General features: G+C 20.9%; 21 protein-coding genes and 1 pseudogene. 2 read left to right on the top strand and 20 right to left on the bottom strand.

Features of this window, described 5'->3' with window-relative positions; translation table 4 throughout:
* Positions 1–31: 31 nt before the first annotated feature.
* The 18 genes and pseudogenes from AACL05_RS03045 to AACL05_RS02960 all read right to left on the bottom strand — a co-directional run bounded on the left by AACL05_RS03045 (position 32) and on the right by AACL05_RS02960 (position 15230).
* Complete coding sequence (locus AACL05_RS03045) at positions 32–214, bottom strand: hypothetical protein (protein WP_338962543.1); 183 nt, start codon at positions 212–214, stop codon at positions 32–34.
* A 323-nt stretch (positions 215–537) separates the two neighbouring features.
* Positions 538–1083: a hypothetical protein gene (locus AACL05_RS03040; protein WP_338962541.1), complete on the bottom strand. Its 546-nt coding sequence runs from the start codon at positions 1081–1083 to the stop codon at positions 538–540.
* Positions 1084–1160: 77 nt separating this feature from the next.
* Positions 1161–1406 (bottom strand): hypothetical protein, encoded by a 246-nt coding sequence (locus tag AACL05_RS03035; RefSeq protein ID WP_338962539.1) that lies wholly within the window; start codon positions 1404–1406, stop codon positions 1161–1163.
* A 293-nt stretch (positions 1407–1699) separates the two neighbouring features.
* Positions 1700–2299: a LemA family protein gene (locus tag AACL05_RS03030; protein ID WP_338962536.1), complete on the bottom strand. Its 600-nt coding sequence runs from the start codon at positions 2297–2299 to the stop codon at positions 1700–1702.
* A gap of 143 nt (positions 2300–2442) precedes the next feature.
* On the bottom strand, positions 2443–2937 hold the full coding sequence (locus AACL05_RS03025; protein ID WP_338986228.1) for a JAB domain-containing protein: 495 nt from the start codon (positions 2935–2937) through the stop codon (positions 2443–2445).
* A gap of 141 nt (positions 2938–3078) precedes the next feature.
* Positions 3079–3855, bottom strand: coding sequence for a Nif3-like dinuclear metal center hexameric protein (locus AACL05_RS03020; protein ID WP_338962532.1), 777 nt, complete (start codon positions 3853–3855; stop codon positions 3079–3081).
* Between the two features lie 8 nt (positions 3856–3863).
* Positions 3864–5216, bottom strand: a complete 1353-nt coding sequence (locus tag AACL05_RS03015) for a sigma-70 family RNA polymerase sigma factor (protein ID WP_338986226.1) — start codon at positions 5214–5216, stop codon at positions 3864–3866.
* 32 nt (positions 5217–5248) lie between these two features.
* Positions 5249–7024, bottom strand: coding sequence for a DNA primase (gene dnaG / locus AACL05_RS03010; RefSeq protein WP_338962527.1), 1776 nt, complete (start codon positions 7022–7024; stop codon positions 5249–5251).
* A 16-nt stretch (positions 7025–7040) separates the two neighbouring features.
* Positions 7041–8456, bottom strand: coding sequence for a glycine--tRNA ligase (locus tag AACL05_RS03005; RefSeq protein WP_338974931.1), 1416 nt, complete (start codon positions 8454–8456; stop codon positions 7041–7043).
* Positions 8457–8620: 164 nt separating this feature from the next.
* Positions 8621–9316, bottom strand: a complete 696-nt coding sequence (recO, locus tag AACL05_RS03000; protein ID WP_338962523.1) for a DNA repair protein RecO — start codon at positions 9314–9316, stop codon at positions 8621–8623.
* A 3-nt stretch (positions 9317–9319) separates the two neighbouring features.
* Entirely contained in the window at positions 9320–10216 is an 897-nt protein-coding gene (gene era, locus AACL05_RS02995; protein WP_338962520.1) for a GTPase Era, read from the bottom strand.
* A gap of 3 nt (positions 10217–10219) precedes the next feature.
* Positions 10220–10654: a cytidine deaminase gene (gene cdd / locus AACL05_RS02990; protein ID WP_338986225.1), complete on the bottom strand. Its 435-nt coding sequence runs from the start codon at positions 10652–10654 to the stop codon at positions 10220–10222.
* A gap of 11 nt (positions 10655–10665) precedes the next feature.
* Positions 10666–11136: an rRNA maturation RNase YbeY gene (gene ybeY, locus AACL05_RS02985; RefSeq protein ID WP_338962514.1), complete on the bottom strand. Its 471-nt coding sequence runs from the start codon at positions 11134–11136 to the stop codon at positions 10666–10668.
* A 46-nt stretch (positions 11137–11182) separates the two neighbouring features.
* A complete protein-coding gene (locus tag AACL05_RS02980) occupies positions 11183–11338 on the bottom strand; it encodes a hypothetical protein (protein WP_338962511.1) in 156 nt (51 codons plus the stop codon).
* A gap of 315 nt (positions 11339–11653) precedes the next feature.
* Positions 11654–13192, bottom strand: a complete 1539-nt coding sequence (locus AACL05_RS02975; RefSeq protein WP_338986224.1) for an ATP-binding cassette domain-containing protein — start codon at positions 13190–13192, stop codon at positions 11654–11656.
* Positions 13193–13229: 37 nt separating this feature from the next.
* Entirely contained in the window at positions 13230–13637 is a 408-nt protein-coding gene (locus AACL05_RS02970) for a cysteine peptidase family C39 domain-containing protein (RefSeq protein WP_338962507.1), read from the bottom strand.
* Positions 13638–13691: 54 nt separating this feature from the next.
* Positions 13692–13907 carry a hypothetical protein gene (locus AACL05_RS02965; RefSeq protein ID WP_338962504.1) on the bottom strand — a complete coding sequence of 72 codons (216 nt, stop codon included), beginning with the start codon at positions 13905–13907 and terminating at the stop codon, positions 13692–13694.
* Between the two features lie 219 nt (positions 13908–14126).
* Positions 14127–15230: pseudogene (locus AACL05_RS02960) on the bottom strand (MupG family TIM beta-alpha barrel fold protein).
* Positions 15231–15574: 344 nt separating this feature from the next.
* Here AACL05_RS02960 and AACL05_RS02955 point away from each other — a divergent pair.
* Positions 15575–16144: a hypothetical protein gene (locus tag AACL05_RS02955; RefSeq protein WP_338986222.1), complete on the top strand. Its 570-nt coding sequence runs from the start codon at positions 15575–15577 to the stop codon at positions 16142–16144.
* A 287-nt stretch (positions 16145–16431) separates the two neighbouring features.
* Here the strand turns inward: AACL05_RS02955 and AACL05_RS02950 are convergent, their stop codons facing one another.
* Positions 16432–17376, bottom strand: a complete 945-nt coding sequence (locus AACL05_RS02950; protein WP_338986221.1) for an IS30 family transposase — start codon at positions 17374–17376, stop codon at positions 16432–16434.
* Positions 17377–17501: 125 nt separating this feature from the next.
* On the opposite strand from AACL05_RS02950, the gene AACL05_RS02945 reads away from it, so the two are divergent.
* Positions 17502–17852, top strand: coding sequence for a hypothetical protein (locus AACL05_RS02945; protein ID WP_338986219.1), 351 nt, complete (start codon positions 17502–17504; stop codon positions 17850–17852).
* Between the two features lie 144 nt (positions 17853–17996).
* Here the strand turns inward: AACL05_RS02945 and AACL05_RS02940 are convergent, their stop codons facing one another.
* Positions 17997–18902 (bottom strand): hypothetical protein, encoded by a 906-nt coding sequence (locus AACL05_RS02940; RefSeq protein WP_338962496.1) that lies wholly within the window; start codon positions 18900–18902, stop codon positions 17997–17999.
* Positions 18903–19058 lie beyond the last annotated feature (156 nt).

Raw genomic sequence — 19058 nt, 5'->3', positions numbered from 1 at the left:
CTTTCTTTTTTGAATTTAAAATTCTTTTTTATTATTTTTTTGACTTTGATCTAATTTTTTTTATGACTTTATATATAATAAATATTAATAAACTTAAAGCACCAACTACCAAAATAAATACTATTAACATACTTAACATTGGAGTACCACCAGTAGTAGTAGCATCATCTTTTGTATACTTAGCAACAATTTCTAAAAAATTTCATACAAACATATTTATTTTCTCCTTTGCTTTTTAATAAAATATTTAATTATTTTTTTATTTAATGCACTTTTAAAATATAATTATTGATAATTATTTGTAAGGATATAATGGCATTTTGTGATTTTTAAAATTAAGACTATTCTAAAAATATTTATTTTTTAACAAATAATATTTTTAGTATTTTAAAATGGTATTTTACGTTTTTGTAAAAATACAAATCAATTGTTTACTTACTAAATATTTTAATAAGAACGTACTTATTTTCATCACTATATTTTTTTTACTAATTGTAAAATGAAATTAATTTTTATTATATGTATTATGTTTTAAATTTATTGAATTAAACTCATTTTTCAATCATTAACAAATATATAGTCTTTTAAAATTTTATCTTTTAAAAAAACCTTTTTATTTTTACTAATAAAACTTATGTTTCTTTTAATAACTTTAGTATTGATTATAGAAATATCAGAAACTAATAATTTTGAATTACTACTATTAGTAGTAGTATTTAACAACAAAGTATAGTTTTCTTCATTTTCGGCAAGTAATAAAAATATACTTCATAATTGTTTTAAAAAAACTAAAATATTAATTTTATTTTCATTATTAATGAAGATAGCTTTAATACCTTGATAATTAAAAATAAATAAAGTTAACTTAATTATTTGCGTAATACTAAAAGTAAAAAAACATTTAAAAAGATTTAAAAATAAACGAAAAACTAAAATATATATAAAAATAAAAGGAATAACAGAAAAAATATTAATAGCATTTAATAAATTCAATGTTTGATTAGGAATAGCAACTAAATTGAAAAATAAATTTACAAAAAGAAGCAAAAAACTAATAAATTGTAAAGTATATTTTCTTTCCATATTATTATTAATTCCTAAAAAGAAACTAAAAATAAAAAAATAAAAAGTTAAAAGTGTAAAAATAGAAATAAAATAATTTAACATCATAAAATTTGAAAACAATAAACTTGAGTAACTTGTAAACTATTATTAAAAACAATATTGTATGGTAAAATTTGCGTTAATAAAAACATTAATAACAATAAATAAAAAATCTTTTGATAACTAATATTACCAAAAACATGTTTTCTTTGAAAATTTAATATTTTATAATTAATAACTAATTTATTTTTAATAATTTTAAAAAATAAATATGCAAACAAAAAAATTCATAATAAAAACATTAAAAAAGAAAAATTTGAAAAAAATTGAAAAAAAATATTCATATTACTTTACTACTTTCTTTAAGATTTATTAAGAACTTACTTAATAAGTTAGATTATACCAAAATATAATTTTTCTTAAATAAAAAATGAAATAAAGAATAAAATAATTAACTCTAATTAATATAAATTTTAATTTTAAATAAAATACCCTTTCTTCAAACAAATCATAAATGTTTATTCAAAACAATTTATTTGTCTAAAGAAAGGGATAAAAAACTAATTTAAATATATTTTCAAAAATAAATTTAATTTTATAAGTCAATTTTAATATCTTGACGATCGCTATCTGATGCAAGAAAGTAATCTTTTGAAACTAAATTTAATGTTGATGCTACAACATTACTTGGAAAGGTTTTAATTTTACTATTGAACACTTTAACATTAGCATTATAAAATCTTCTAGCAGCAGCAATATTATCTTCACAATCTTTGGCACCTGATTGTAATTGTAAAACAGTAGTATTTGCTTTTAAATCAGGATAATTTTCTAATAAAGCATTAAATTTTCCAAAAGCTGCATTAAGTGCACTATCTGCTTTTGAAAGATCACTCATTGTTTCCATTTTTCCACTTCGTAAAGATACAACATCTGTTAATGTACTTTTTTCAAATTTCATATAATCTTTAGTAGCATCTACTAATTTTGTTAATAAATCAAAACGACGCTTTAATTGTACATCAATATCAGAAGCAGTTTCTTCAATTGATTGTTGTAATCTTAGAAAATTATTACGAGAAACAATAAATAAAATTATTGGAAATATTAAAACAAAAGATAAATAAACCATAATTTTTCCAAATAGTGACGGTTGGGCAGTAAATGATTCATTGCTAGGTTTAATTGTTGACATAATTTTCTCCTTTCTTATCAATATCTAATAACAAACTATGTTTAATAACTAGTCCATTCTTGATAAGTTAAATATTATTTACACACTAAACCATAATAATTTTACTATATTTTTAAATTTAAGTAATGTATTTTTTTAAGTTTTTATTTAAGCTTATAATATTTTTTATTTAAATTTATACTAAAATAATTACCTTTGCCAATAATAATATGATCAACTAAGGTAATATTAAAAATCTGAAAATTTTTTTTAATTTCTTCGATGATATATAAATCAGATAGTGAGGGTTCACTATTACCACTAGGATGATTATGAATACAAATTACTTTACTTGATTTATGAATAAGTGTCAGATGCAACATATCTTTAACATCAATTTTCATAGTATCATTAGTACCCTTATATAATAAATTTTGATGAATTAATTTATTTTGATTATTTAATAATAATAAATAAAAATGTTCTTGCGTTAAATTTTGATAATATGCATTAACTAAATTAAAAACATCTTCGGGAATAATAATTTTAAAATATTTTTTTTGACTTTCAATACCACCTGGTAACTTAATACTTCCTGAAACACTATTTCATAAATTTTTAATAACAGGAATTGCTATCCCCGCTAACACGGCACCCATTAAAATTGAGCAAAACCACCACTAACTGCCTGACACTCTTGATCAGTCATTGGTTCTAAATCTTCTAAAATCATATTTATCAACCCCCTAAAACTTATTTTTATTTAAAAAATAGTTTTTTCCTTTTTAAATTTTATAAGTTTAAAAAAAAGTAATAGGATTTTCTAAATTATATTTAAAAACTTTAACTTTTGTTGATAATTTTTCAATAAGTAATTGAAAAAGAAAATCAACAAATTTTTGTTCCATATAATGACCAACCAAAATAACATTAATTTTTCTATCTTTAGCTTCCATAATATAGTTTCATTTCATTTCTCCAGTAATTAATAAATCAATATTGCTAGATAAATTACTAATAATATCACCACCAGCACCAGCAGATAAAGCAACAGTCACTATATTGTTATCACTCAATTTATTATTAACCAATTGTATGTTTGCAACATTAAAATATTTTTTTAAGTTATTAATCAATTCTTTTAATGGCATTTGTCTATCAAATTTACCAACTATTGCCAACTTTTCTTCATTAATAAAATGAATATTTTTAATTCTTAATTCTTTAGCCATCAACATATTCATACCTACTAATGATATATCAAAATTAGTATGTAATGAATATACATTAATATCTGCTATTAGTATTTTACTATATAATTCTTTTTTTCAATTTGAAATATTAGATTGATTAATATCTTTAGCAAAAACTAATGGATGATGAGAAATTATTAAATCAATATTATTATTAATGGCCTCAGTTAAAACTTCATTAGTAACATCTAAACAAACTAAAATTTTATTAATATTGGTTTTTGTTTTTGATTTAATTTGTATTCCTGAAAAATCTCATTCACAAACATCTTTTAAAGGAAAATATGTTTCTAAAACATTAATTATATTATTGATAGTTAACATGTTAACTATTATCCTTTATAAAATTCTTTAATATGTTTAGATTTAGACGGATGTTTTAATTTTCTAATTGCCTTTGCTTCTATTTGTCTAATTCTTTCTCTTGTAACAATAAATTCTTTACCAACTTCTTCTAGAGTTTTTGGAGAATCGTACTTAGTAATATGACGATGAACAACCTTATCACTTAACAATTCTGTTTTATCTAAACTAGTATCATAGTGTAACTGTAAATTATTAACTACTGTTTTTAATTCAGTAATTTCTTTTTCATCTTCACAAAGTTCTAATAATCTTCTTAATTTTGTTGGTAAAATTCCAAAACGCATTCTAATAACTTTTTCTTCTCGTTTTGTTAATACTTCAGCAAAAACACGATCCAATTGTTCTCTTAATCAATGTCTTTCAGCATATTCATCGGGAGATAGCATATTTTTATCTTTAATAAAATCACCAAAATGTGTATCATCTTCTTCACCAATTGGTTTTTCTAAAGATACTGGTTCAATAGCAAGTTTTTTAATTTCACGAACACGATCGGCTGTCATGTTTTGTCCCATTTTATTGGCAATTTCCTCATGAGTAGGATCACGACCTAATTCTTGTGTTAAGTTTCTTTCAATTCTTGTTAACTTATTAATTCTTTCAACCATATGAACAGGTACACGAACCATTTTACCTTGATCAGCTAAACTTCGTGTAATTGATTGTCTAATTCATCAAGTAGCATAAGTTGAAAATTTAAAACCACGGCGATAATCAAATTTATCAACTGCTTTAATAAGACCAATATTACCTTCTTCAATTAAATCAGCAAAATCTAAACCACGATTTAAATGTTTTCTAGCAACAGAAACTACTAATTTTAAATTTGATTTAATTAATTGCTCACGACCATATGTTCTTTCCTCAACATCTTTTGATTCTAACATTTTAGCATATTTAATTTCCTCACCTTGACTCAATATTTGACTTGTTCCCAAAATATTAAAATAAGACTTAATTCCATCTTTTCTTCTTGTATCATTAGAGATCCCCATTGTATTTTTAAAACTCAAATCACTAACTAAAATATCAATATCTAAATCATCAGGTAATTGTTCATCATCAATATCGGGAAAATTAGCATCATCTTCAACTTCATCCATCAAAATATCAGTAAAGACTACTCCTTCTTTTTCTAACCGATCAAAAATTTCCTCAATCGTATCATCATCTAATTTTAAATGTGCAAACTCTTTAATGACATCTTCTTGTTTTAATTCTTTTGTTTGACTCTTTTCTAATTTTTTAATTAAATTACTTTCTACTTCCTCTAAAGTTAAAAGTTTTTTCAATTTCGTTTTTTGTTGTATAGCAGCCATATTTTCACCTTATCCTTAATTTATCATCATACTTATTTTTTCTTTATTTTATTTTTTAATACTGATATTTCTTTTAATAACAATATTTGTTTTTCAATATTTTTTTCAGATTTCAATTTATCATTGATCATTTTTATTTCATAATCAATTAGTTGATTATTAATAATTTTTAAGTAATCATTAATAATTTGAGGTTTTAAATCAAACTTTTTATTTTTATACTTATCAAGAAGTTTTTCTAAAATATTTAAAAGTGAATTACCTTTAAGTTCTTCTAAAATTAAATCAAAATTAATTGCTTCTATTTGATTATTTTGATATTTTTGACTAATTAAAAAGTATAAATTCATAAAATCTTGATTTGGAAAAATAATTTTTTCTTTTTCTAAAATTAAATAAACATTTCTTGATAACATTACTAAAAAAATAAGTTGTTCTTGTGCTTCAAAAAAAATATTTTTTACTTCTATTTTAGATTTATTTTTGATACTAAAAGTTGTAGTTACTAAATTATTATCAATATTTAAAATTTGTATTAAGTCTTCAGTGGATAAATTAGTTATTTTTGCTAACATATTTAAATAAAACTTTTGAGTAATAACATCATTGATTTTTGTTCAAATTGGAACTAATGATTTTAAAAATTCATTAAGTTCATAACTATCTTTTTTAATGTTATATTTAGTTAATGATAAATTAATTGCAAATTCAAAAGGATGAATAGTTTTTTTTATTATTTCATAAAATTTTTGAGGAAATTTATTTATTAATTCATCAGGATCAAATTTAGTATCATTATTGATAATTTGTACTTTAAAATTATTTGATAATAAAACACTAGCTATTTTTAAAGATGCTATTTTTCCTGGTAAATCACCATCTAAAAAAATAATAATATTAGTAGTAATTTTTTTTAAAAGTAAAATATGTTCTTTTGTTAAATTTGTTCCCATTAAAGCAACAACATTTTTAATATTTTGATTATTTAGAGCAATAACATCCATAAAACCTTCAGTCAAATAAATAACTTCATTTTTTTTAATATAATTTCTAACATTATTAAAGTTATATAAAATTTTACTTTTCTTAAAAAAATCTGTTTCTGGACTATTAATATATTTATAACTTTTATCTTCTCTATTATAATTTCTTGCAGAAAAACCAACACAGTCTCCATCTTCATCTTTAATAGCAAACATAATTCGATTTGAAAAGGTAGGAAGAAGTTGATCCTTATTATTAATTTTCATAAGTCCTAATTTTACAAATTCAATATTATCTTTATAACCTTGTGCATTAAGATAATCTATTAATTCATTATTAATAGGTGCATAACCAATATTAAAATATTTAATATTTTCAGTAGTAATATTACGATTTTGTAAATATTTCATTGCTTCTTGACCAATATCAGTTAGTAACTGATAACTAAAAAAATTCATTGCAATATTATTTAAAATTTTTAGTGGATTTTTTTTAGTTTCAACATTAAATTCAGATAAATTAATATCAAACTCTTTTAAATTTAAATTAACATTATCTGCTGCTTCTTTAAGAGCATTAATAAAATTAATATTTTTATATTTTTGTAAAAAAATAAAAACATTTCCTTGTTCACCACAAGAAAAACATTTATAAATTTGTTTTTCTTGTGAAATTGATAATGAAGGAGTAGAGTCTTCATGAAAAGGACAGATAGCTCAAAAATTATTGCCTTTACGGATCAAATTTAAATATTTACCCATAACTTCGACAATATTAATTTTTGCTTTAACTTCATTAATTTTTTTATTAAACTCGATATCCATATTTTTTCACACAATTCTAACAAATAATGTCTAATTTGTCATATAAATATTCTTTAAGTTGATCAACTTTAACTATAACTTGATTTGTAGTATCACGATCTCTAATTGTAACAGTACCTTTAGTTTTTGTGTCATAATCAATTGTTACACAATACATAGTACCAATACCATCTTGATAACGATAAGATTTACCAACACTTGATGATGCTTCATAAATTACTCTTAATTGTGTTTTATTTAACATTTCAAAAATTTCATATGCCTCTTTACCTAATTTTGTTTTATTTAAAGACATAACAGCTACTTGATAAGGGCAAATACTCTTATTTAATTTTAACACTAACCGTTCTTTATCGTCTTTTAAAACTTCTTTTGTAAATGCTTCACAAACTAAAGCTAATAAAAGCCTTTCAACACCAATTGAAGGTTCAATAACTGAAGGAATAACCATTCTTTTTACTGTAACATTAGGATCTTGAATCTCAAAATTTACACCAGAATTCTCACTATGTTTTGTTAAATCATAATTCCCACGATTAGCTATACCACATAATTCACTCATACCAAAAGGAAAATTATATTCAATATCAGTAGTTGCTAATGCATAATGTGCTAGTTGATTTTGTTCATGATTTTTAAATTTTATATTTTTTGAGTTCAATAAACCTACTAGAGAGAGAAATTCTTTACATTGATCAACTCAATAATTAAATCAAGTATTATCATTTTTATCCTTTGGAATAAAGAAAAATTCTAATTCCATTTGTTCAAATTCTCTAGTACGAAAAATAAAATTACCAGGAGTTATCTCATTTCTAAAGCTTTTACCAATTTGACCAATACCAAATGGTACTTTTTTATTACAACTATTTCTTACATTATTAAAATTTATAAATATTCCTTGTGCGGTCTCAGGTCTTAAATAAATTTTATTTTTATCTTCTTTTAAAACACCTTGATATGTTTCAAACATTAATTGAAATTGTCTAACTTTAGTTCAATCTTCATTATTGCATTTAATACATTTAATATGATTTTGATTAATATATGTTTCTAATTTTTCATTACTTCAATTATCACAATTAATACTAGGAAAATAATGATTAATTAAATTATCAACTCGAAAGCGAGACTTACATTTTTTACAATCAATTAATGGATCACTAAAATTACTCAAATGCCCTGAAGCTTCTCAAACTTTAGATTTCATAATAATTGAACTATCTAGCCCAACATTGTATGGATTTTTTTCGACAAAAAAAACTCATCAACTTTTCTTAATATTATTTTTAAGTGCTACACCAAGCGGACCATAATCTCAACTATTAGCAAGACCTGAATAAATTTCTGATCCTTGAAAAATAAAACCATTTTCTTTTAAATGAGTAATTATTTCCTTCATTGACTTATCATTGATAATTTTATTAATCATTGCCCCTCCATTAATCATAAAAATTTTCTTAAATATCTTAAATAATACATAAAATCTCTAAAAAGAATAATCTTGTTAATAATATGTTCATAGATAGGTTTTGTCAACCTATTATAAGTGTTATATATTATTAAAAACAATATAACAACTAATTATTAAAATATTTATGTAATTATTAATTTATTATTATATTTTTGACAGTGGTTTTCTAAAATATTAAGAATTTTATTAAGTTCTTCTTTTTCAACTTTTCATTTATTAATATCTTGATAATTTAATAAATAAAGTTGATATATTTTTTTAAACAAAACAATGTCAAAATTAATTATAGCTAATTTTAAAGAACAATTTTTACAAAAAACACCACCCAAATCATAATTAATTAAATACAAATTAGTTATTTGATTACAATTAATACAATTAGTAAAGTTAAACTGAATTCCTTGAAATATTAAACTATGAAATAAGAAAAAAACATAAACTTTCTTAAAATTACTATTTATCATTAACTGTTCATATAAATTAAATAAAAAAGAAAAGATATTTTTATTATTAATACTAATTTTTTCTAAATAATTAATAACTATCTTGTTAAAACTCTTAATCAATTGATAACTTTTTTCATTTATAAAACTATTAAAACTTTTTATTTTTTTATATGTTATACATAAGTTTGAACAATCATAATTTTGATTAAAAATAAAAATTCAACAATCTAAAAGACTATATTTATTTAAATTGATTTTTATTTCTGGTAAAGAAACTATTTTAACACCATAATTTGATGTTAAAATAGTAACATTATTTATTGATTTAATGTAGTTAATGTTTAAAATCAAACCAGTATCAATATTAAACATATTTTAACTATAACCTAACTCTTTTAATTTTCTAGGATTATTTCTTCAATCAGGTATTACTTTTACAAAAGTTTTTAATATAATATGAGAATCAAAAATACTTTCTAAATCTGTTCTAGCTCTTATTCCAATTTCTTTAATCATACTACCTCCTTTACCAATAATAATTCCTTTTTGTGAGTCTCGTTCAACAACAATAACAGCATTAATATCAGTAATATTAGTATTTGGATTATAATTAATACTTTCAATTAATACTGCTACACTATAAGGAATTTCTTCTTCTGTTAAATTTAAAATTTTTTCACGAATAATTTCCTTAATTAAAGTATTATCTGAAACATCATCGTTATTTTCGATTAAATGATTCTTTTCACCAATTGGTAAATACTCATATAGTTTTTTCAATAATATATCTAAATTCATTTCTTTTATAGCAGAAATTGGAATTATTTCTTTAAATGGTAATAAATCTTTTCACTCATTAATTTTATCCATTAATTTTTCTTTTGTTACTAAATCAACCTTAGTTAATAAAAGTAGAATAGTTGTATTTACCCTTTCTGATAATAATTTAATAATATGTTTATCGCTATTTCCAATGTATTCATTACATGGCGCTAATAAACAAATAATGTTAGTTTCTTTAGTGGCGCGGTTAGCATCGCGATTCATCATTCGTCCAAGTTGGTTATTATGTTTATGAATGCCGGGAGTATCAAAAAATATGATTTGCATATCATCACTATTATAAATACCTTGAATTTGATTTCTGGTTGTTTGTGGTTTATTAGACACAATTGCCTTTTTTTCTTGAAGAATGGTATTTAATAAAGTTGATTTTCCAACATTACTTCTACCAATAAAACTAACAAAACCTGATTTAAAATTATTATTCATAAATTAATTCCCTTTCAATGAACTTGGTTTAAACGCTAAAGGTAATAAGTCTTTTACTAATATTTTACAAATTGTTTTAGTATCATTATTTTCATTTTTATTACTAATATAAATAGGACATGTTTCTGGCATAATTTCAATCATAAATTGACGACACATACCACAAGGAGAACCAACAGTTTCACTATCAGTAATTAAAAATAAACTAATAATATCTTCTTTTTTATAACCTTGAGCAATAACTTGTGACAAAGCCGCTCTTTCAGCACAAATGCCTACTGAGTATGCAACATTTTCAACATTTACTCCTAACACTTCTTTACTATTTTTCAAAATTACTATTGCAGCAACTCTAAATAAAGAATAAGGAGCATAAGCATTTTTTTGTATTGCTTTTGCTTTTTTCAATAATACTAATAAATCTATAACTTGTTCCATTATACCACTCCTTATTTTCTAGTAATACCAAGAATATTTAAAATTTCATCTTGTAAATCAAACATAACCTTTTCTTCTACGCTATTTTGATGATCATATCCTAATGTATGAAGTAATCCATGAATAAAAAGAAATGATAATTCTCTAATTAAACTATGGCCATATTCTTGTGCTTGCGCTACTGCCTTTGAATAACAAATATAAACATCACCTAAATCTCTAATATCAATATTAATATTTGGAAAATCATCATCATTATTTCCAAATGATAAAACATCAGGAACATAATCTTTATGACGATACATTTTATTTAATTCAATACTAGTCTGTTCGTCATTAAAAATAACAGCAATACACCATGTAATTTTCTGTTTTAACTTAATAGCTACTGCATTTAAAATTTTTTCTGATAAAATATTAAAATTTTTAATGTCATAGTTATGATCATTGTAAATATTTACAATATTAATTTTTGCTGGCATTTATCTACCTAACTTCTTTTTGATTAAATTATATCAATATTTACATTTATGTTGTAATATTATTTCAAATAAATGTTAACAAACTTTCTTCACCAATAATTATTAATACCATTTGATTTAAATATGTATTAGAATTAATATTTTCTTCAATTAAAAGTTGATTATTATCATTTCATTTTGGAAAAAAATTGTTAAATAACATTTATTAATAGAGAAAAAAATAGTAATTTGATTAAAACTATTAAACTTTAAACATTCTTCTCTTTTAAAATCTAATAAATAAGCAAAGTGTCCCTTATTTTCATATCTTGTCTCACTTATAAAAATAGTTTGACCATTACCAGCATAAACATGAGGAATATTAATAATTTTTAAACCTAATAAGAGTCCTAAAAAAAGAAAAATTGAACTACTCCCTAATAAATAAGTACTTTTTCTAAAAAAAATCATTATTCATTACCATCTATACTTTTATAATTATTTAAATCAATTACATTTTTAAATAATTTTACTAGTGTTAAATCATGACCTGCATAAATAATAATTTTTTTTTATAATGATTCAATAATAAAGTTATTAACTTTATTTTTAAATCATTATTGATGTTACTCAAAATTTCATCTAATAAAATTACTTTTCAATCATAAAAAAATAAACTTAAGAAAATAATTATTTGTTTTTGACCTTGACTAAGATTAACCCCATATTCTTGATAATAATAAAATGTTGTTAAACCTAAACTGCCCAAGAGATCATTAAATCCTAATTTTTGAAAATTTATTAATTTTTCTTTTGTAATATTAAATGATAAGATATTTTCTAAAACTGTACCGTTATGAATAATAGAATTTGAATGTAAATAAATACATTTTTTTTGTCAAAATTCATATGAAATATTATCTAATCCAATTTCATTATTAATTAAAATTTTACCTTGAAAAGGCACATATTTCTGAATTAATAATGATAGTAAGGTTGTTTTACCAATGCCAGAAGGACCAATAATAATATTACTTTGTTTTAATATTAAATTTAAATTACTAAAAACTACTTTATTTCTTAAATTAAAATAACAATCTTTTAATACTATTTTATTAATTGATATTGAAAAAAAATTTTTGTTATTCTTATATTGTAATCTACAATTAATAAAAACCGGAAAGAAAATAAGACTATTACCAATATTTTGAAAAAAAGAATTAATATAAATACTAATACTAGTAATAAATATTAATTGAGATAGATTAATTTTACCATCAAAAATTAATATTAATGATAAATATATAGTAATAAAACTAATAATATTTTTAATAAAACTTGTTAACGAACTATTATTAATAACTAAATTATTTAATTGTCAATAATTATTAATATGTGTATTATACTTTTTAACTAATATACTTTTAATATGCAGTTGCAAATTACGAAAATAGGCATCTTCAAAATTTTTTTGACTTAAAATTATTTGTTGCTGCAAATCTAATTTGGTAACTAGTTCTTTTTTTACTAATGGTTTTTTTCATAACATTATTATAAAAATAATTAATACTGTTATAAAACCATTTAATAAATTTACTAATCAAATCATAAAATGAATCTTAATCAAAACTATGCTAACAATAACACTAGTAATAAAATTAATAATTATCTCTAAACTATTATAACAAAACATAGTTGATATATTATTAATATCTTGATATATTTGTAAAAAATCACTACCATTATATTTTTGTATTTCTATTGGTTTACTTTTAAATCATTTATTATGAAATAAATCTACTAAAAAGTTATTGAAATAAAAATAAAATTTTTGACATATTTTATTTAAAATATATTCAATTAAAATTTTCATTAAATTAATAAAAAAGAAACTTAATAATAAAATCATTGCTAACTGTAAACTATTATTTAAAATAATTTGATTAATAAAATGCTTATAAAATACTTGTGCTATAAAAAAGGTAGTAACCAAAAATAAATTATTAATTATAATAATTAATGAATAATATAAATAATTTGGAATCAAAAATGGTGAAAAATTTTTAATTTTATTCATCTTTTTTTTATTAGTAATAAAGAATTTATTTATTATATTAGTTGAAATAACAACATTTGTAAAAAATTTTTGCAAAATCTTCAATATTTTTTCAACTAAGTTCAATATCTTCTGGATTTGCCACCAGTCATTTATTTTTTTTCTTTTTGTAAATAACTACAAAATGAAATCCAACATTAGCATTATATATTTGAATAATTAATGGTTTAACAATTATTAGTGATTTTAATTTATCAAAATTAATATTATAAGATTTTAATAATAAATTATAATTACTAGCCAATTGTTTTAATTCTAAAAGATTAATTCCCAATTTTGTTAAAAATATATCTTTTTTTATGTCATTAATTAATAACTTCTTCTTAAAATAAAACCTATATATCATAGCAAGACATGCCAAACCACAATCATTTTCTGTTTCTTGTTGAACAAAAGGATATTTCATATAAAAAATCACCGCCAATAATAATTAACAGTGATTACCATTTTTTCCTTTTTATTACTTACGATGTTTTTTCTTTTTAGCAGCAACGCTTTGTTTTTCGCGTTTTTCATCACGCGCAGAAAGAAAATGTTTATGTCTTTTTTCTGCTCTTTTAGTTTCTTGGGCCTTTTTACTAAATCCTTTTAAAAGACGTTGAAACTCTTGTTCACTACTTGTTCGTTCTTCGTTTTCTTTGTTGTCTGATGATGGTGATTTTTTCACTGAATGCATTCATGTCAGCTCCTATTTTTTATTTTACTTTAACAATTATATTAGTAAATTAAAAAATTATCAATATTTTTATACAATATTAAACTTTTTATTTTAAAAAAAATTAAAAGTAAGATTATCTTTTAAAATTTCACACTTACTAACTATTATTTAATAATACTTAATGATTTTATCATATTTTAAATGTTTATGTTTTTAATAAATAAAATAAAAATTTATTTATAAAATAAATCTAAATGAACGATTTGACACTAAAAATAGAATAAAATTTAAATCTTCTTTAGAAAGTTTACCAACAACGTTACGAATACCATCATTTTTAATTTTATTTGTAATAATATGTAATTCACCGCGATAATTTTATGCTTTATTATTAAGAATAACAACATCACCTTTTTCTAATCATTGATTAGTATTGTTAGCGGGGATATCCAATTCTTGATATATAACTCGAGAAATAACACTACGAATTATATCTCGTGCTAAATCAGATCTAACTTTATGAATATTTTTGTCAAAAAGAATCTGTTGTTCAGTATCAGTAATATTAGAATTTAACTCAATTTTTAACGATAAATTTTTATAATCAATTTCATTTATCATTTTCAAATCATATTCTGTTAAAAACTGGTTAGCAATAATTATCATATCAATGCATAAAGCAATATAATGACGAATTTGTGTTACCAATGGTCAATCACGATGCAGTTCTAATGTTGGTAAATTATCATTATATTTTCAAGGTCCAATTTTATCTTTTCCTAATAATGTAACAAAGCTGGCAAATGAAATTTTATTAACAACGCTTTCAGATTGATTTAAACAAAAAAAGTCAATATCAGCACCGGTATATCTTTGTGGATAAAAATTATAACAACTAATAAGGTTATTAACATTAGCTTTATAAAATAATATTAAGTAGTTGATATCATTAACAACATATGAACCATTAATAAATATTTTAAAATTTAAACGATTTTGACTTAATTTTGCTTAATGTTTAATATCAATTCCTTCATTGCAACGAATACCCGATAAACCATACATTTTAAAAAACTTTATGAAATCAAGTCGTTTATTAAGATTCAGATTAAATTCATTAATAAATTCAATATTAATATCTGCAAAAACATGCATATTATACTTTTTAGCAATTTGTGTTAATACTACTAATTTTTTTAAATTTTCATAATCTGTTTTTTTAAAACTAATTAAAGTTGTAAAAATAGTTCTAATATTATTCTTGGCTAATAATTCGGTATAATTTTTAATTTCTTCTAAATTTGCTAAATATAAATAAACTGCAGCACCAATTTTTTCCATTTACTTCCTCCTTTACTTTTTATATATTAATTTTATCATTTTGTAACTTAATAATTTTTAATTTTTACAATAAATAATGTAAAGGATTCCTAGTTTGATAAAATAACTACTTCTACATAAAAATAAGAAAATTGACTACGCTAATCTTAATTTTAATACACCTTATACATTAATAAATCTATAATTTACATTTATTCATGTTAAGTATTAACTTTATAAATATAATTATTTTTTATGCTAATATTTATTTATAATTTAATAAAAGTTGATTCCTAATATAGAAATTTATTTATATTAGGTTTTTTATTAAATTAAAATTAAAGAAAGGAAAAAGATTAAAAGATATGCCTTTAATTTATATAGAAAAAGAAAAACTATTACAAAATGAATGAGAAAAAAGAAAAAAAGAAGCAATAAAAAATATTAACAAAAAAATACCAGGTGAATATTTATTAAAAATATTTGAAACTATAATCTTAGATAATGATACAAAAGTTAATGAGGAAAATCTTCAACAATCTCAAGAATTCGAAACATTTGAAGAAAAACCATTACAAGATAATGAAAATAAACAAGAATCAAAAAACTGAACACAATTTAAAACAGATTTTCCAAATATTGCACAAATAATAAAAAATAGCAAAAATACTGGCATCAAAATATTAACATCTTTAATTACATTTTTTGAAATTAATGATGACCAACTTGGAATTACAGAATATATAATAAATTTAAATGAAGAACGTAAAAAAGAAAAAATGAACATTAAAGAAATTGAAGAAAAAATTAAAAATATTTGAAAAGAAATCAAAGAATTAGAAAGCAAGCTATTTTCAGATGAACCATTATCATTATGATCTTGTTCTTCTGAATTAAAAGAAGAAAAAATTAGTAAAAAATTGAACTTGAACTAATAAGAATAGGGAGGTTCGAAGTATCACAAGCACAAATGGAACAATATTCACCAGAAATAAAACAAATTATAAACGATTCAAAACAACTTTTAAAAGAATATGATGATGAATTAAATAAATCAATTACATTATAAATAATTTGTGTAATTACTTAATAAAAGGTAAATTTTTAGTGTTTATTAAACAAAAACAAACATTTATACTTTTTTATCTTATTTAATTATTATTTTTGATATACTATAAGTGTTTATTACTATATAAATGCTAAATTGTAAAGGTAAGTGCAACTAAATTATTTTTCTATCCAAATATTCGATTGGTGAAAGATAATTTAGTATTTTTCTTGGTCTTTGGTTTAAAGACAATATAAATTTATGAACTTCATTTTTATTAGTTTTTGAAAAAATAAATTTTTTAGGAAATTTTTCTCTAATTAAACCATTAGTATTTTCATTAGTACCTCTTTGTCAAGGTGAATATGGATTGGCAAAATAAATTTTTATATCTAAATTTTTTTCAAGTTGTTGTCAATTTGAAAATTCTTTGCCACGATCAAAAGTAATAGTTTTAACAATGTTTTTAGGAAGAATTGATAAATAATAACTAACATTTTTATTAATAACTTTAGTAGTTCTGTTTTTAACTAATATTGCTAAAGTAAATCGTGATACTCTTTCAACTAAAGTTATTAAACATGATTTGCTTTTACCTCGTGATGATACTATAGTATCTCCTTCTCAATGACCAAGTGTTATACGATCATTAACATTTATATCTCGTTCTTTAATTGATTTACCATTAAACTTGCCACGATTTTCTTTAGATTTTCGTTTTTTACCTTTTCTTCTTAAATTTTTACTAGTAACTTTATCAAGCATTCCAAAATAAATTCAAGTATAAATTGTTTTAAAACTAATAACTCACTCTTTATGAAAATTTTTAATTCTGCCATAAATTTGTTCAGGTGATCAACCTAATAGTAATTTTTGTTGTACATATTTTACTAAATTCTTATTTTTAAACTTATGAAAACTAATATGTGATTGTTTTCGATTTTCAGCTTTATTTTGTGCAATTAATGAAAAATAATGATTATTATCTTTATTTCTATTAATTTCTCGAATAATAGTACTAATACTTCGATTAAGATTTTTAGCTATTTCACTAAATTTAAATTTCAATTGATTCTCAATATAAATCCTTTCATCTATGCCAAGATGTTTATAACTCATATAAAAACTCCTTACTTTTTTCTAAACTAAATTTAGCATTATGAAATTTTTATATGAGAATTTTTTGCAATTTTATTTACTTGCACTTACAAGTATAACTCAGCAAATTAAAAAAAGAGGATAAAATGAAACAAAAGCAGATTCAAAAAACAAATAATAAAAATGATCAAAAATTAAAAAAAACTATCGAAACGATTGATATTCAAACTAAAAATAATTTGAATTCAAAAGAAAATGATGAACAAACTGAAAATGATAAATACGAATTAAAAAAACTTAAATTTTATTTTATAATTAAATTATTAACAATAATATTTGCATTTTTATTGACAGTAGTTTTATATTTAGGTTTTTTATTAACAAATAAATTAGACTTAGATACATTATTAGAATTTGAATGACCTTTATTACTACTAATGGGAATTACAACCACAACATTACTTCCAAGTAAAATATCTAAAACTACTAAAATTTAAAATAATTTTATAATTATTATTTCTTATTGCTTAAATTATATCCTTTTAACAAAAAATATTATTAATCTCTTTAAAAATAAAATTTTAAAGAGATTAATTTTTATTTTAAATTAAAAAAATAAATTATCACCAAATAATAACGTCTTATAATAAATTTTGATATGAAAAACTCTTTTCTACAATATTATGTTCATCTAAATCATTTATTGATTTTCATTTTTTACCATAATTTAAACTACTACTTCCTAATATTTTAGTTTTCTTTTCTAATTTATTAACTTTAGTTTTTAAAATTTCAATATCACTTTCTAACTTATTAATTTTAGTATTTAATCCATTATGTTCGCAAATTAATTTATCAAAACTATCCTTACTATATTTATTATTAATTGCTTTAATTTTATTACTTTCTCACATTCCACAAGTCAAAAATTTAAGTGGTCAATGTCACCATCTTCTTGATAATTGTTTTTCATTTTTGAAATTCAAATTAAAATTATTAATTTGTCCACATATTTTATTTTTAGCTTCTTTTAGTATTTTTAAATCATGTATTTTTTCTTGCATTTCTTTAAAAATTTCACTAATGTCTGAACTATCATATAGTGTTAAATCATCTAAACTTTTAGAACTATCTCTATGCTTTATTTCAACTTCTAAATCAGTTTGTAAACCTAATACAAATAACTTATCTTCTGAAGTAGTTAAAACATTACTTAAATCATATTTATATATATTTTTAAAATCTATTGACAATGTTCCCTTATTTGCTTGTGCTTCTAAAAAACTAATAGTTACAGTAAACAAAGATAAAATTGGCATTATTGCTTTATCAGAATATTTTTTTGTACTTTTTCCACAATTATATTGAAGATATTTAAGATTTTTAATAACATTAGGAATATCTGCAACCAAAAATATTCCTTTTAATTCTTCAATAATTCTTTTAAAATAAGGAATTTGAGTATTATGTTGTTTTTGATATTTTAACTTTATACTTTCAAGTTTTTTTATTAACTTTGTTGCAGATAACATTTTTTCTTTTACCATTTTTTAATTTCTCCTCTTTTAAAAAATAAAAAAAACCCATTTATTTTTAATAAAAATAAGGGTTATAAAACTTATATTAAGTTTATGATTTTTATTATACTATCTTTTTTTAAGATTTTATTAATATACTTTTGGCATAAAATAATAATTAGTTTT

Source organism: Spiroplasma endosymbiont of Thecophora atra (genome assembly GCF_964019735.1).
Taxonomy (GTDB): domain Bacteria; phylum Bacillota_I; class Bacilli_A; order Mycoplasmatales; family VBWQ01; genus Spiroplasma_E; species Spiroplasma_E ixodetis_A.
The sequence above is the reverse complement of the archived record's forward strand: the minus strand, read 5'-3'. Positions and strand labels throughout refer to the sequence as shown.